Source organism: Humiphilus diazotrophicus, assembly GCF_059726315.1.
Window position 1 is genome coordinate 7042554 of sequence record NZ_AP040870.1, and the last position, 15575, is coordinate 7058128.

Consider the following 15575-nt stretch of genomic DNA (forward strand, 5'->3'; position numbering starts at 1 on the left):
GGGCCTGAGTATATCGTTCTCGCGCCAGCCATGGGTGTGGGGTCTAGTCTCGTAAATTGAGAATGGGGAAAACAAAATGAAATCGATCACGCTTACTACTGGAAGAGAATTTAAGATTGCCTCGTTAACCGTGGCTCAGACTCGGGAGCTGTTCTTTTCCGGAGATGGCGATCTAAAAACCCCTGAGCAGCAGATGAATGCTGCCTTCATTGTCCTGGCAGCATCGTTGAACAATGCCGGCTACGCGCAACTTCCCTGGTATCGCAGACTGTTCCATCGCAAGATGACTCCGCGTAAGCTGGAAAACTCTTTGAGCCTTGTAGAATTTCGCGAGCTGCAGTCTGCAGTGATCGAGTTAAGCGGATTAACCAGGAGCAACGAAGAGGGGGAAGCTCAGGCGGCCCGATAAACTTCCGAGACATCTACGGCCGCCTGGTCAACGCAACTGGATGGACACTGGAAGAGATTGACCGATTACCCTTCTCCCAGGTGATGGAGCTCTTCGAGTTCTGGAACAAGATAAATCCTCCGACTGCTGAGTTGATTGCAGCTTATGTAGGATTCAAACCTGAGCGGAAATCTGGAGGACTAACGGAAGTAGAAGAACGCTTCATGATGGAGCTTGGTCCTGCGCGAGCTTTCGATTGCCTTCCTCTTGAGGTTCAGCAGTGGGCTATGGAAAGGAAGAAACTGTCGAAGAGATAATTGATGAGAGCTATCCCTGTATAACATCATTGTTGCAGGTAGTCAAGTGTAGATATGTGGCTCTGTATGATGTTAGAAAATATCTAAAGCAAGTCTAAATATTGACGATATATATCAACGGGTACAATGAATACCCGCAATACAATTCTGTAAAGGGCCCAATGAAGCCGATATTGAAGTATTGTTCGTTTGTCCTGCTGTCTGGCGCAATTTCATTTGCACAAGTTGCCTCCCATAACACATCTGAGAAGGATGCGCGTGTTGAAGTCTTTGGTGGCTACGCATATCAGCACCTTTCATCCAATGGAGCGTCTACCGGTACGAATGGTTGGGATGCGTCTGTTACTCTATATCCGGTGAAGTATCTGGGTCTGACGGCCGATATTGATGGTCAGTATAGATCAGTATCCGCATATGGTTTAACCGAGTCTGGACACGTCGTCTCTTATCTGTTCGGCCCCACTGTGCCGCTACAGACAGATGGCATGAAGAGATATAGAACAAAGGCATTTGTACACGCTCTTTTCGGCGGATCGAATGCATCTGCAACCTTTTCCGATTATATATCGACCGGCAGATACGGCGCATACAGTCAGTTTGCAATGGCCTTTGGTGGGGGGCTCGATTTAGGTGTAAGTAAACATTGGTCAGTTCGCCCAGTTCAGGTCGACTATCTCGATCATCGGCACTCTGTTGCCGGAACAACTATTAATGTGGATTCTTTCCGTTATGCGCCAGGACTCGTTTTGAAGTTCTAGTACTATCGCCCTTTTACAGGAATTGAGAAATCTCCGCAGTTCCTGTAAAAGGGAACTTCCGCTCACTCTTTTCGGAGAAGTCTTTCTCCGGTTCATACCTGCAGCTCAAGAAAGGTTTAGGCCTCATTTGCGAGAAGGGAATAGTGTGAAAAAGATCTCCACACTTCTTGGCTTGTTTACTGTAGTCGTCCTTGTATTTTCGTCTGTTATGGCGATAGCGCAATGGGCAGGACCAAATATCAAACCCGCAAAGGTTAGCAGTGAATTTAGCAGTCGGGCAAATGTTGCTCTTACTACTCTCGATAAGATCCTAGACCAGGCATCCAGCGGTCAACCAACCGCAGAGAAGTTTGATACTCTCTCAGACTACATACGTCAGAATCTTATTCCTACCGTGAAGTCGAAGGCCGATACAGTTGTTCAGGCAAACATTCTGATTGTAACTGAGGGTGCAGTATTCGATAGCCGATATCGAGAGCTGGTTAATCGTGGTGCGATCAAGGTCTCGAAAGAGGAGGATGCTAGAGAAGTTCTTGCCTTGAAGCGAGACCGCTCTTGTGCCAATGACATTCGAATGAAGTTGAAGGGCGATACCGATCCCAGCTGCCTTTCTATAGCGAAGGAGTTGGATGACTTGAAAGTAGGTAGCTGGTTTGGTCCCGCGACGTTTAAGCCCGGAGCTGTTAATGCTCAGCCTGCGTTGAGTCCTGCGTTTGTAAAAGAAGCAACATCGTACCTGGACAGTCTGGACCGCTATATATCTGCTTCGTCGGAGGAAAAGGGGATTGATCCGCCGTCTGCTAATGCCATGATGAAGAGCATTAGCACGGACGATGACCGCTTATTCGAAGCGAATATGGAGATGAGGCAGTTACGCGTTGCGATGGACCGGATTCAAATGCTGGTAGGATTCGCAACTCTCTTTGGAGAATCGGATGTTTCGGATGACAATCCTCTGGCTGGACATGCGGCATCATTGGCAGATCGTGAGTGCATCAAAGATATCAAGCAGAGAATGCGGGGCTACTACACCTCCGAGTGCGGAGTTGCGACAGCCACGTATCATATGATTTTGAGTCCCTCGATATAGAGCACATAGGAAGATTGACTAGAGAAAGGCCACTCTGCGGAGTGGCCTTTCTCTATAGTGTCTGTTATTAGGCTTCAGCCATGAATTTTGGTAAGGGAAAAGAAGGCTGACAATCGGCGAATCGGCCGAACAACAAACTTCAGAAAGTTTGAATATCGCGATTCTGCAACGTAGTTGAGACAAACCTGTATCAGAGAAAAACAATCTGATCGGCCTGTCAGGCCGATGCCTAAACATTAGCCCAGCCCGGTAGGGCTGGGTAGGAGTTATAAAACGATCTGAGCGCTGGAAGCGCGATACTCACTCGCTATGTGCGAGATCAGGTGCCTCGCCGCTGGCGCTCGGATCTGTAGCCGTCTGTTTACCCAGCCCTGACGGACTGGGCTGACAGGCCCCTTGGGCCTATTCCGCTCATTCGTTAGCTCCTACAGTATATGTAGAAGTTCAGTGACCCCGAGTTCTCTGACAATAGGTCTACAAACTTTCCTGGGAGAATAAACCTGATTCCTCAAAGTTTATAGCAGGCTTCAGGCTAGAAATAGTTAGATCCAATCGAGCCCTTTCTGCAGGGCGCAAATAATTAGATAAATGCCAGGACCGCCCGAAAGGGCGGCTTTTTATTGGAGACAGTATGGGCAAGTCGGACGAGGTGATGACATTTAGGTTGAAGGCGGAGATCTCTGATTTCAGCGAAGTGATGTCTTCTGCTTCTGCCATTGTAAAAAAATCCGCCGCTCAGATCTCCGATGCATTTGCCGGATTGCAGCGCATCATAAAAGAAGTTGCTGCCGGAGAAAAAGAGATTGGAAAAGCGGCCGAGGCCGGAATGGCGGATGCCGGTAAAAGTATTTCTCATCTGTCCGCTGAATTGGATGAGGCAAAGGAAAAGGCAAAGGGGCTACAGGACGAGATCAAGAAGGCAAACTCTTCAAAAGTTTCCCCGCCGAAAGAAGAGAAATCTGGAAGTGGTGGGCTGCTGGATGGAGTGGTCGATGGTTTGGAGGCCGTGGCTCTCCCGGAGGGAAAAGCGGCCAAGGTGTTGGCGGACGTTGCCGGGAAGGTTGTCGATCTTTCGGCAAAAGCTATCGATAACGCCGATGCATTAGGCAAGATGGCCCAAGCTGCTGGATCAAGTTCCGAAGACGTATCAGTGCTTGCAGTTGCAGCAAGAGAAACCGGTGTTTCTCAAGAGCAATTAGGTTCTGGGTTGACTGCGCTCCAGAGTTCGATGCATGAGGCAGCAAGTGGCACAATTGCGTCTAGAAATGCTTTTGCGGAATTTGGTATTAGCCTGGATGACGTTAAGTCAAAAAGTCCGGCGGAAATGTTGTCATTGGTGTCTTCCCGACTGGAGTCGATTCAATCTCCGGGAGAGCGTGCAGCAGCATTGACCAAGCTTTTTGGGGACAAAGCGGGAGAACTGACTCCTTTGTTAAGTGACTTATCCCAGAATGGGGTTGGGGCATTTGAGGAGAAAGCAAAAAAACTTGGTAACTATCTTTCCTCCGATATGGTCAATGCAGCTCAAGAGACCAAAAAGCAATTTGCTGAGATGCAATTGTGTACAGAAGGCTTATCCCAGCAATTCACTGCAGGACTAGCGCCCGCTCTTGCGGATACCATGAAGCTCATTAACTCTGAGATTGGGGGGAAAGGCATAAACACCGTTCACTTGCTGGGTGATGCCCTTGGCTTCATTATCAAGTTGGTTGTAGCTGCACTTGTCGAGAACGTAGAGCGCATTGTGTTGTTCGTTTCACTCGTTGTGGAGGTGGTGAGAGGGAGCATTAACCTTGTCAAGGCGGAGTGGTTAGGTCTTTTTGGTGCAGTCGGGAAGGCTATAGAAGGATTTAAGCGGGATGGTTTTAAAGGTGCATGGGAGGGATTTAAGGAGGGCGCTAAGGAAGGGTGGAAAGAGTTTGAGGCTACGGGCTCTGACTCTCTCTCCCGGATGAAGGGACGGATAGTCGACTACGGTCAAACTTTGCAACATGTTGGAGAGGCCTTCGATAGTCCTTCTAATGGCGCACCAACACCGAGGACCGTGTCCGGGACGACATCTCCACAGTCTGTGGCAAGTAAGTCTGGTGATTCTTCAGATCCTGTTCAGAAATCGTCGACTACACATGTTAATGGGGGCGGTGGAGTAGGCCGAAGATTCGGATCACCTCATCCTCAGCGTCAGACGCAGGAAATCTTGGGTTCGCTGGGGAAGGGCAGTCTTGCTGCACAGAATGAGGATCCTGCAAAAAGACGCGCTTCAATAGCTGAGGAGACAAAGAAGGATCAAGGGCCTCCGAGTACAGCTGGGGCAGAGAAAGTGCTGGCTTCAAACGCTTCTACGTCGGGATTGCCTGGTGGCCTCTTCGATCAGAAGAAGATGACCCGAGCTGTAAGGGATTCTGCAGCTCTCGCCCAGGATCTAGCCAAGCCTTATCAGAAAGCAGCGAACACTATTACGACGAGCTTTAATACGGCACTGAATTCATGGATTACAGGATCTAAGAAGTTCGGAGCCGCTATGAGAGAGATGTGGCAAAATCTCGCAATGAATGCTGTTCAAAATCTCGAGAAAATGGCGCAAAAGCAAATTGAAACTGAAATCTATCAACTTGCTCACCATATCGCCGTGAAGAGGCAGCAGCAAGCCGCTGATCAGCTTTGCTCTGCGGAAGGCGACGCTATCAATAAAGAGAGGGCTACAAAGGAAGGTAGCATTAATGCCAAAAGTGCTGCGAGTGGAGCTTTTAAAGGGGTTATGAATGCAGTTCCACCCCCTCTGAATGCTATCCTAGCACCTGCTGCTGCTGCTGCTGCTTTTACGGGGGCCATGGCCCTTGCCTCCTTCGATGTTGGCACTCCATACGTACCTCGAACCGGTATCGCAATGATCCACGAAGGTGAGCGCATTGTCACCGCATCCGACAATAAAGTCTTGATGCAGATGATTGCGGGTGGGGGCGGCGGGAGAAGCGACAATCTTAATGTCAATCACACCGTTAACATGAATGGATATTCTGACACGCACTTTAAGAATCAACTCAACCGGAATGCTGATGCTCTATTCAGCAGTGTCAGAAAAGCTATCCGAAAAAGGGGAAATTAGTCAGAAGGTAATTCTCTCTTCAGTAGGTGCCAATCGGTTACCACACCGTGTTTCACGTAGATGTATGTGTTTTCGTCATATACCAATTGAAGTCCACCCAGCCCATAGTCGTTTGTATAGGCAGGTTTGCCAATGGAGTATTTAAGTGCTTGAAGACGCATACCTCTGAAATATGTTTCATGCTTAATTGCTTCCAATTCTTGAGGAGTTAGCCTTGGAGGTATCGCACGTAGAAGGTCTGATTCCCTGGCTACATCGTCAGCATTAGAGAAGCTCTCATTATCGATAACGGCCAAGCAGCGTCTCTTATCCAATGCTTCCAGAGTAATAGTGCTAAAGCGCTGATCGAATATTTTACCTGGGGCCTTGTATATGATCGACGCTGAAACTACCTTCGCAGGAGAGAGGTTCCTGATAATACAAGTACGTAAATGCTTTCCCGTACGATCTGCAGCTATGTCTTCGTATGTTTCAAAGTCTGGATAAAGGGCAGAGTCATGCTGAACATAGAAAACGGATCCTACAAGCGTATTCAGCTTTTTTTGAGAAATTGTTCCTTTACCTGCTCTCGATCAGTAAAACCTACAAATTCGAATATCTTGTCGAGATTAGAGGGGCTCGTCTCCCAGCCTGCTAAGGTCCCGTCATCGCATTTAACGATGACTTTGACTAGTGAAGGAATTTTCCCTTCTTCTACTGAAAGAACGGTAGCCTCTTTGCGATTGTACGTTCCCCCTAATATGCCGGATACTACGTAATCTCCGTTTGGGCTAATCTGGTATCTATCCATAGCTGCAGCGGCTATGAGGATAACTTTTCTTCCGACATATATGCCTTTAACATGTGAAAGCGTGTCCCCAAAAGCGACAACCGAACAGCAAATAAATATTAACGCCAAGGCCTTTTTCATGATGCTTCATTGTATGTTATTGACAAGCAATGAGCTAGTTCCGAATGTTACTAAAGTTTGGAAGGCTTAAATGCATTCAAATCTTGTTTTCACACCTCCATTTATAAAAAACTTCGGCTTCCCCACCAAAACTCCGAATTTCAAAACTATTGTGCAGCAGACTGCTTCACAGCGCGGGGAAATTAGGGTAAGTCTCTCCCCGTATCCGATCTGGACCTGGGAGTATTCGGTTAACTGGGCGCGAGGTTCAGAACAGAACCAGAACAGCCTTTACCAATATTTGCTTGGATTCTTCCTCGCAATGGGAGGCCAGTTCTCAGATTTCCTCTACCAGGACACGTACGACAACCAGATCGGAGATGCTGCTCCAGCATACTTCGGTACCGGAGATAGCAAGACAGTCAACTACCAGTTGATCAGACCGATCGGCATCGGCAATGACATTGTTCAGAACCTGAATGGGACACCGCGAATCTACGTTAATGGAATCGAGACGAGCGTCAAAATGGATACAACTGGAGTCGTAACATTCGATTCCCCGCCCGCAAAGGATGCTGTCCTCACTTGGAGCGGGAGCTACTACTACCGTGTCAGGTTCGATACCGACTCTCAGGAGTTTGATCAGATGATGGATGAACTCTGGAGTTGCAAAAGCCTCAAGTTGAGAAGCGTGATTCTGTAGCTGGCGCTCTGTGATGCGTTCGCGTATTACACTGGCAGCGCATTACAAACCGAAAACAAATGAAAACTCTTAGGCGGTAGCAGCGAGGGACGAGACGAGTACTGACCTGCAAATGGCGTCAGGTATCCACGCCGGACAAGTTTGATCGGAGCCTGAAGCCCAGTCGAGGATTTCCCGTACTGTAGTGGCGTGAAAGGGAAACATAATCATGGGATGTCCTGCTCCATCGCGCCAATAACACACGACGACAATGAACCGTCCTATACGACGCAGGTAGATCTCACGAGCTTCTTTTGAGGATGTTTTGACCTCGATGCGGACCACAGTACATCTCCGTGATGGTGGATATTGGGAGTTTTCCAGCACGATGGGAACAGGGAAGTGCGGGTGTTGGATCCTGTTCGCTTCATAGGCGAACGTATAGTTAGAAGCGAACTTGGCAGAGAAGGTTTTATGCCTTTGAGCCTCTGGAATAAGTAACTTGTATAGAACAATTAAGGTGCTGTATCAACAGATTGCACTTTTTCTGCAGAGCTGTGCTGTCGAGCTATATCGCTAGAGCATTTTCTCAAGGGTGTAAATCAAGCCACAAAAGCCAACGCGGTTTTTCGCCAAAGGAAGCCTCCCTTAGCAGTCTTCAGCTTGTCTATATCCATGCGGGAAATGGCCTAATCGATGAAATTAAACAATTTGTGAGACGCTATGAAAACTTTTAGTGATAGCCTTCACCAATTCCTAACCTACGACCAGGTGGAGTCATTCTATACATCCGATTTATTTGAAATTGAGACCTCATTCGGAATGAGGCTTTACGCGACTGATGGACAGATGCCAATTACTTACAACGGAAATGTTTATGAGCCTGTGAAGTATGGCAACTGGCATCGAGGGTCCGTCACGACGAAGCTCGGAATGACTAGCTCGAGTATGAGTTTCACTGTGGCGGCGGATCCAGCGCAACTAATGCAGGGCAACTTGACAAAATGGCCGACGGGTCGCAGCAGAACGACATCCGCTCAAATTGGAGTTGGAATGTCCCTTCCCGGCGTCACCGCATCTGACTATTTCTATGCGCGTTGTGCTGGAGCGGTCAAACCTGTAAAGGATGGTATCCACACCTTTTCACTTCAAGGGGCATCCGCGTCCGTCTATATTAATGGGAAAAAGATACTACCAGACGAGAACGGCTCAATGACAACGACGGTTCCGCTCGTGAAGTATGCGGTCTATGACCTCGTCGTTGTTGCCAATAATGACGCATTAGATGGGGCGGCTACAACGCTTTCATGGACTCCCAAAGGCGGAACAGCTTCGGTCGTTACACCATTTAGTGGAACCTATTTCATCGTCAAGGCGTGGAAGATGGTCGGTCCAAGCAATGCACCTGGCAACGGTCTATCCTATCCAGCGAATGGCGGAGAGGTTCTTGTTCAAAATGAATATGACATCACGTTGATGCAGGCGATTCAGCTCGGTTTATTCGATGGAGCGAAAATTACGGTCTACACAACCTACATGCCGGATTATGGCGACCTGGTCTATGGTGTGGAGACAAAATACTCCGGACAAATCACCGAACTCGAAAAAACGGGAAGGACTTCGGCAGAGGGAACAGCCGAATCGTATCTCTTCAAGCTCAATCAGCAGATGCCGAGATTGCTTGCGCAGCCATCGTGCAGCTGGGTCCTTGGCGATGCGGCTTGCACGCTAGATCTTGCCAACTACACACAAGCCGGAACAGTAGGGGCAGTAAGCACCAATTCACTTCAGATCATCCCGGCGACAGCCTTGTCGCAAGCTGATGACTACTTCACCCAAGGCGTCATTACCATGACGAGTGGTCACAACATGGGTATGAGCATGAGTGTGAAGCAGTACAAGGGGGGCGTCATTGTTCTGACTAAGCCATTCCTCTTTAAGGTAGCGGTTGGCGATTCATTTGAGGTTGTAGCGGGTTGTGATCACACCTACGCAAGTTGCCAACAGAAGTTCAATAACTTGATCAACTTCGGCGGTAAGCCGTGGGTGCCGAATTATGAAAGGTCTATTTAGCTGCAGAGTGTATTGCTTGTCGTGGTGAGCACCGGCACGGTGGATGGTTTGACTCGTGGGCCGCTCCTTTGGGCGGTCTTTCTATTGCTTAAGGAGCAATCGGAAGATGAATGAACAAGAAGGACGACAAGCTGTCATAGACGAAGCGAGGACTTGGCTGGGAACCCCTTTCCATCACATGGCCCGAGTCAAAGGCCTCCGCGGTGGTGTTGATTGCGGCCAATACCTCATTGCGGTTTTCAGTGCAGCTGGCATGATCGCCGACTTCGAACCGAAGCCCTATGTACAGCAGTTTGCGTTGCACAACAGCGATGAATCGTATCTCCGCTATTTGAGCTCGGTATCAACCGAAATATCGGAAAGCATGGCCCACCCGGGAGACATCGTGATTTACAAAGTCGGACGCTGCTTTTCCCACGCTGCGATTCTCATTGAGCCATGGCCGGGAAATATCATTCACGCCATAAACAGTCTGGGTGTCACGATTACGCACGGCACGCTTGAAGGCCACATCGGACAGTTTCGCGAACGGAAATTCTTTACCGTCTGGCCTAAGGCTTAATCCCCCTCTTCACTCAACACTTCCAGATAGCAACGCAGAAAATGAAGGACTGGTATGGGCATTTTCGGTTCAGGCAATTCTCAGCAGACTCCGAAACTACATCAGCTGAAGGTTACTCAATCGGTGAACGGTATCGTCATCCCTATTGGCTGGGGATGCGTGCGTGTTCCGATGAACTTGCTCTGGTACGGCGATTTCACCTCCACGAAGCAGAGCGTCGGAGGCAAGGGCATGGGCGGCAAAGGGTCTTCTCAATACGACTATCATGCTGCGATCCTCGGAATACTGGGACATGGTCCGGTGTCCTCGATCAAGAGCGTCTACTCCCAAAGCGGTGCTCTGACACTAAAAAGTGGCTCGCAAGATATTGCTCTCGGTATCGATGAGATCACTATGGGGGTGTTTTTCGGTGGCGCTGAAATGATTGATGAGGGGGTATCGATTCTGGAGCAATACGGGATCGATATTGATGATTTTGGCAGCGTCACGAAATCCAATATCAAGGTGTGGATGCAGAAAGCGGCGGAAGCAGTCGCTGATAAGACCAATCTCTCCAGTGGCGAGTACTATGTCGATGCCGATGGGAGATATTGGTTTTCTCCAGCCGACATCGGCAAGAAGGTCTCACTGCACTACGTCTACTCGCTTTATGTGCTGGAGACAACTGAGGATTACAACGTACCGAATACTCCGCCTTACGAGATCACAGTGCAGTACCAATCCAACTTCAAGCAGAACGTCGGTGTGGTCGATATCCGTACGGGTAAGGAACTGATCGAAGTTGCTTCCGGTACTCCGGGCAAAGGACAGTACCGCCCTAATGGCGGAAACTATCTCTTTAGCTCAGCTGACGCAGGTTTGGCTGTAGCGATTAAGTATGAGTGGAAACAAAGCGACTCCAGCGTAAAATCGAGCGCTCGTCTTGGTGTATCGCTGATACCAGGAATGCCTGGTCAATCGCCCTGGACTTATTTGACATCCAAACATGCCTCGCAGGCCTTGGGCTACTCTACGTTGGCCATGGCGGCGTTTAACTACATGGATCTTGGTACGTCGGCGACGATGCCCGATTACAACTTTGAATGCCAGTTTCCTTTCGCTTTCGGCGGTGGAATTGTGGACGCGGATCTTGCGTTGGTCATTCAGGATTTCTTGAAGAATCCTTATTACGGGGCACAGTTCGACGGTCAGATTGACACTTCGCTTCTTGCCGATACTCGCGATTATTGGGCCGCGAACAACTTCTTCGGTTCTCCCTTGCTTGATTCTGCGAAATCGGCAGCCGATCAGATTGGAGAACTCTGCGAAGCCGGAAATGTAGGCGTGTATTGGTCTGAAGGCAAGATGAAGTTCAAGCCTTACGGGGATACTACGGCTTACGGAAACGGTCACGTCTATTATCCGGATACTCATCCGGTCTTTGATTTCACCGACGATGATTTCATTCATTCAGACAACGAGGATCCAGTCACGATATCACGGAAGCCTTGGCAGGATGCCTACAATAACGTCAAGGTTCAGTTCGAGAATCGGTTGAACAATTACAATCCCGATGTTGTTGAAGAGCAGGACGACTACGCAATCTCACGCTTCGGACTGAGAGCTGAAGGCCAGAAAGACTATAGCTTCATCAAGACACAGCAGGCGGCAGCCTTTGCTGCGAATATCCGTTTACAGCGGAACGTTTATATCAGGAACACTTACAAGTTCAAAGTCTCTGGTTTGCGCTATGCGCAACTGGAGCCTATGGATCTTGTCACTCTAACTGACTCGGGCCTCGGGCTAAACAAGACACCGGTGCGAATCGTCGAGTTGGAGGAGAATGAAGACCGGGAGTTGGACTGCACTGCAGAGGAGTTTCCATGGGGTACTGCCACGGCGACCCTATATCCCAAACAGCCCACGAATCCTCCAAGCCCGCCACCGGCTCTAGCCGATCCCGGAGACACAGCGGTGATCGAGATCTTTGAGCCCACGGAGCGAGTTGCTGCGACCCTTGCTAATGCGGAGTATCAGATTTGGCTCGCATTGACAGGCGGTGTTAATTGGGGCGGCTGCCACGTCTGGATCTCGAAAGATGGAAGCAGCTATCAACGCCTAGAAGAGCCTCAGCTCGGCACCTCACGCGGTGGTGAACTCATCGCCAACCTTCCCAAAGGGCTAGATCCGGACAGGACAGGTCTCCCGCAAATCGTGATCAACGGACAGCTAACCACAGTCAGCGAAACGGAAGCTGACAGCTTCGCCACGCTGAGTAAGCTTGGAGACGAGTATCTCTCCTATGCAGAGGCAAGGTTGGCTGGTTCGAACTGGCAGGCCAACCATCTGTATTCCGTTGGAGATCTGGCTTACGACGGCACCTATATGCAAAAGTGCTCGACGGCCGGGACCTCTGGGAGTTCGATTCCGGACTGGAATGGAATATTGGATGGCAAGACGGTGGATGGGAGCGCGACATGGACGAACATCGGCGGGGTCAGTGCAAGCTCTGGCTTGGCGAGCAGTAGCTACGATCTGGCGTATCTCCGTCGGGGCGTCTTCTCTAGTCCCAACGTCGAGCACTTTCAGGGAGAAACCTTTGTCAGGCTCGACGACAAGATCTACATCTATAGCTATGACCCTTCGCTGATCGGCAAGACCATTTATTTCAAGTTCACGAGCTTTAACCTGCTGCAGCTTGAAGAGCAGGATTTGTCTCAAGTGAAAGCGTATCCCTACAAGATTCGGGGAATCAGCGCAGCGACCAACATGACCATCGACTCTATCATCGCTAACAGCGATGCGTCTGCCACAATTCGCATCTATGCTGCAGGCGGATCTCCTGGAGATGCTGGCACAATTGCGCTGAGCAACGGCGGAATACTCAATCTGCCTGCATACAGCCATAACGGCTTTTTGGAAGACACGGAGTACTACGTCAGCTACAGCGTGGATGACGGCTATCACTTCTACACGGACATGAATCAATTCCTGTCCGAGCAGATCACAAAAGGCTACATCCAGGTGGGATCGGTATTTACCGCAGGCGTCTACGCATTCATTCCGACCGCAGCGGGCGGAACGGTTGCTATTGGCGCAAGCTACGGAGAGCATGGTTCGACAGTTGTTCTTCCTTCCGGATTCTCCTTTGAGAACTCTATGGGGTGGGCTGGTACCAGATCTGCTTGGGATAAAGACAATCACTGCGCTGGAATCCTTGATTGCAACGTCAATTCAAGCGGTGTAATTAGCGACGAGCTCAACGACAATTCCCATCACATTTGGACTGGTCCGGCAAACTGGTGTGAAGTACTCTGGGCCGCTAACGATGTCACAAAGGTCTCCGTCAATGGAGGACAGTTCATCACCTTTACCACGCCGAGTGGCACAAAGATCGCAATCGGTATGGGGCAACTTCAGAATGGCGATAGTTTCAGCATACCTGCGGGGTTCAACATCGAGGACATGATCAGTTGTGCTTCTATGGCCACGCACGACGCGACGAGCAGGCCTCTGTGCGGCATCTACGAATGCAAAATCACGGGAACAACAGTGACGGGCCTCTACACCGATGCTTCCGGTAATAGCGTTGATACTTCCAACCATTGGACAGGCAAAGTCAATTGGATAGCTATTTGCTGGGATGCGTCAACGAACGGTGTAACGTCAACAGCTGTCGATAGCGGCAATTTCGTGGTTATCGACACCCTAAACGGTCGACAAGTGGCAATCGGTTGCGGTGTAGTGAGCGACGGCGCAAGCTTTGGGATACCAGAAACATTCAGCGCTGGTGAAATGTCGGTTGCTTGCTCAATGGCAGGAACGTTAGTCAAGGGCACGGATACTCACGGTATTTACAACTGCTTCATTGCCGGGACCAAATTCACTGGACAATACGCAGCCGGTGATCAGAAACCATGGCCCGGTAATGGCAACTGGATAGCTATCTGCTGGAAATGAGGACAATATGAAACGCGTTTTTGAGATGGTCCTTCTCGGGGCTGTGCTGCTGACACAGCCCTTCTTATTTGCGCAGAGCACGATCGTCAGCGGAACTAAGATACTGGACAACACCGGCGCGCTTCTGTCTGCCGGTCAGCTCTGTGTTGACTCGCAGTGTTTTGCAGTCGCCAGCGGCGCTATCACTCCAAAAGCTATTGTCAGCACAACCGCGACGGTCACCGTAACTGACGGCAGATCCAAAACATACCTGACTATTCCGGACATCAATGTATCCGGCCCTTATTGGTCTTACGATACTTTTGTTGTGCCGAGTACTTTAAGCATTTCTGGTATCGGCACTCCGCGAATTGCGTGCCAACCAGGTGCGGTATATACGCAAACGGACGGTGACCAAAACAAATGGGTGTGCGTGGGCATCAATGGCGTCGGCACATGGAACGGTGTTCAGCCTGCACCTCAAGCTGGCGGTGGTGGGACTGTAACGAGCATCGGTATCTCCTGGCCCTCAATCTTCTGCCCGAGTGGACCTAATCCCATCACAACTTCGGGAACGATAATAGCCTCACTTTGCAATGCTCCCGCGAATACAGTCTTTACAGGCCCTCTCTTCGGAAGTTCGACTACACCAGGGTTTAGGTCGCTGGGCATTCCCGATATGCCCTTTACCTATAGTGGGAACACAACAAAGTTAGCAACCGTAACAGGCTCACAGTCTGTGGGAGTCGCACTCTCATACGACGCGAATGGGAACATTGTTGCCGGGAATAGCAACGTGACCTTTCCAGGCACGATCAATGTCAGCCAAGTCAATGGTCTCGCGCCCTCAGCCACGATTGACACTACTAACGCAAGCAATATTACAAGTGGCACTTTAAGTCTTGCACGGCTACCGTCTACCTTCTTTGGCTGTCCCGTCGGCCAAGCGGTTGGATCGTTCGCTCTCAATAACTCCACACCAAACTGCATCCCCTTTCAGGGAGCCGTTGCTTCTGGCCAGCAGTACGAACTGCCGACCTACTTGATCGCAGGTGGAGGAACAACCCTGGGTCCGAGCTTAGCGACCGTCGACGTCAACGGAAACCTTGGGGGAGCAAACATCACTGCAAGTGGAGTCCTATCAGGGGCATCACTCAGCATCTCGGGGAATGCAACGATCAGCGGTACGCTTACCGCGGGAGCTACCACTGTGGCCAGCCTGACAAGCAGAGGCGCTATTTCCGGATCAACGATCTCGGGTACCGGACTTAATATCACCGGAAGCTTTCCTGCTAACCAAGTTTATGCAAGCCCGAACGGGAACGCAGGGAACCTTGGATTGAGAAGTATTGCTGCTGCAGATCTTCCATTCACATATTCGGGAAACACGACAAGGCTTGTTACAACAACAGGAACACTTATCTCTGGGCATGGTATCTCGGTTGACGCAAATGGGAACCTTGTTGATTCCGGAAATCCTTCGAGCGGAGCCTCCGGGCTGATATCTCCAACAGGATACGAGATCGATTCTTTAGGCTTGGTCAAGCAGTGGGGATACACGAGCGGAGCCAGTAAAGGTACAGCTCAGAATCTGCCTTATCAATCTTTAACCGCTTGTTATGGAGGATTAGCTACCGACAACGGCACGATAGGAGGAACAACTCCTACTCCAGAGAAAGTTGGAGTTCAATGCGTTAACAATGCTGGAACTTGGCAAGTAATTTTCTACCCGGAAGTGCCAAACGTGGCTGTGTTTTGGGAGGTTCGTGGCAAGTAACTTTCATGCGATCTT

The 15575-nt window shown here is 49.8% G+C and carries 12 protein-coding genes; 9 read left to right on the plus strand and 3 right to left on the minus strand.

The window, feature by feature from the left end; translation table 11 throughout:
- Positions 1-76 precede the first annotated feature (76 nt).
- The 4 genes from AC6I7T_RS28180 (at position 77) to AC6I7T_RS28195 (ending at position 5659) form a co-directional block, all read left to right on the plus strand.
- A complete protein-coding gene (locus tag AC6I7T_RS28180; protein ID WP_497791154.1) occupies positions 77-409 on the plus strand; it encodes a hypothetical protein in 333 nt (110 codons plus the stop codon).
- Between the two features lie 457 nt (positions 410-866).
- Complete coding sequence (locus AC6I7T_RS28185; protein ID WP_497791155.1) at positions 867-1463, plus strand: hypothetical protein; 597 nt, start codon at positions 867-869, stop codon at positions 1461-1463.
- Between the two features lie 145 nt (positions 1464-1608).
- On the plus strand, positions 1609-2553 hold the full coding sequence (locus AC6I7T_RS28190; RefSeq protein ID WP_497791156.1) for a hypothetical protein: 945 nt from the start codon (positions 1609-1611) through the stop codon (positions 2551-2553).
- A 631-nt stretch (positions 2554-3184) separates the two neighbouring features.
- Positions 3185-5659, plus strand: a complete 2475-nt coding sequence (locus AC6I7T_RS28195) for a phage tail tape measure protein (RefSeq protein ID WP_497791157.1) — start codon at positions 3185-3187, stop codon at positions 5657-5659.
- On the opposite strand, the gene AC6I7T_RS28200 is transcribed toward AC6I7T_RS28195, so the two are convergent.
- Both AC6I7T_RS28200 and AC6I7T_RS28205 read right to left on the minus strand, forming a co-directional pair.
- Positions 5656-5820, minus strand: a complete 165-nt coding sequence (locus AC6I7T_RS28200; RefSeq protein ID WP_497791158.1) for a hypothetical protein — start codon at positions 5818-5820, stop codon at positions 5656-5658. The genes AC6I7T_RS28195 and AC6I7T_RS28200 overlap by 4 nt on opposite strands.
- A gap of 371 nt (positions 5821-6191) precedes the next feature.
- Positions 6192-6569 (minus strand): hypothetical protein, encoded by a 378-nt coding sequence (locus AC6I7T_RS28205; protein WP_497791159.1) that lies wholly within the window; start codon positions 6567-6569, stop codon positions 6192-6194.
- 70 nt (positions 6570-6639) lie between these two features.
- Here AC6I7T_RS28205 and AC6I7T_RS28210 point away from each other — a divergent pair, with 70 nt between their 5' ends.
- Positions 6640-7251 (plus strand): DUF2460 domain-containing protein, encoded by a 612-nt coding sequence (locus tag AC6I7T_RS28210; RefSeq protein ID WP_497791160.1) that lies wholly within the window; start codon positions 6640-6642, stop codon positions 7249-7251.
- Between the two features lie 69 nt (positions 7252-7320).
- On the opposite strand, the gene AC6I7T_RS28215 is transcribed toward AC6I7T_RS28210, so the two are convergent.
- Positions 7321-7575 carry a hypothetical protein gene (locus AC6I7T_RS28215; RefSeq protein ID WP_497791161.1) on the minus strand — a complete coding sequence of 85 codons (255 nt, stop codon included), beginning with the start codon at positions 7573-7575 and terminating at the stop codon, positions 7321-7323.
- Between the two features lie 378 nt (positions 7576-7953).
- Between AC6I7T_RS28215 and AC6I7T_RS28220 the strand changes: the two genes are divergently transcribed.
- The 4 genes from AC6I7T_RS28220 (at position 7954) to AC6I7T_RS28235 (ending at position 15560) form a co-directional block, all read left to right on the plus strand.
- The gene (locus tag AC6I7T_RS28220; RefSeq protein ID WP_497791162.1) at positions 7954-9303 is read left to right on the plus strand and encodes a phage/gene transfer agent baseplate hub protein; all 1350 of its coding nucleotides are present in this window, start codon (positions 7954-7956) and stop codon (positions 9301-9303) included.
- Between the two features lie 106 nt (positions 9304-9409).
- Positions 9410-9865 carry an NlpC/P60 family protein gene (locus AC6I7T_RS28225; protein ID WP_497791163.1) on the plus strand — a complete coding sequence of 152 codons (456 nt, stop codon included), beginning with the start codon at positions 9410-9412 and terminating at the stop codon, positions 9863-9865.
- Between the two features lie 54 nt (positions 9866-9919).
- Complete coding sequence (locus tag AC6I7T_RS28230) at positions 9920-13804, plus strand: phage tail protein (RefSeq protein WP_497791164.1); 3885 nt, start codon at positions 9920-9922, stop codon at positions 13802-13804.
- A gap of 7 nt (positions 13805-13811) precedes the next feature.
- The gene (locus AC6I7T_RS28235) at positions 13812-15560 is read left to right on the plus strand and encodes a hypothetical protein (protein ID WP_497791165.1); all 1749 of its coding nucleotides are present in this window, start codon (positions 13812-13814) and stop codon (positions 15558-15560) included.
- The last annotated feature ends 15 nt before the right edge of the window (positions 15561-15575 follow it).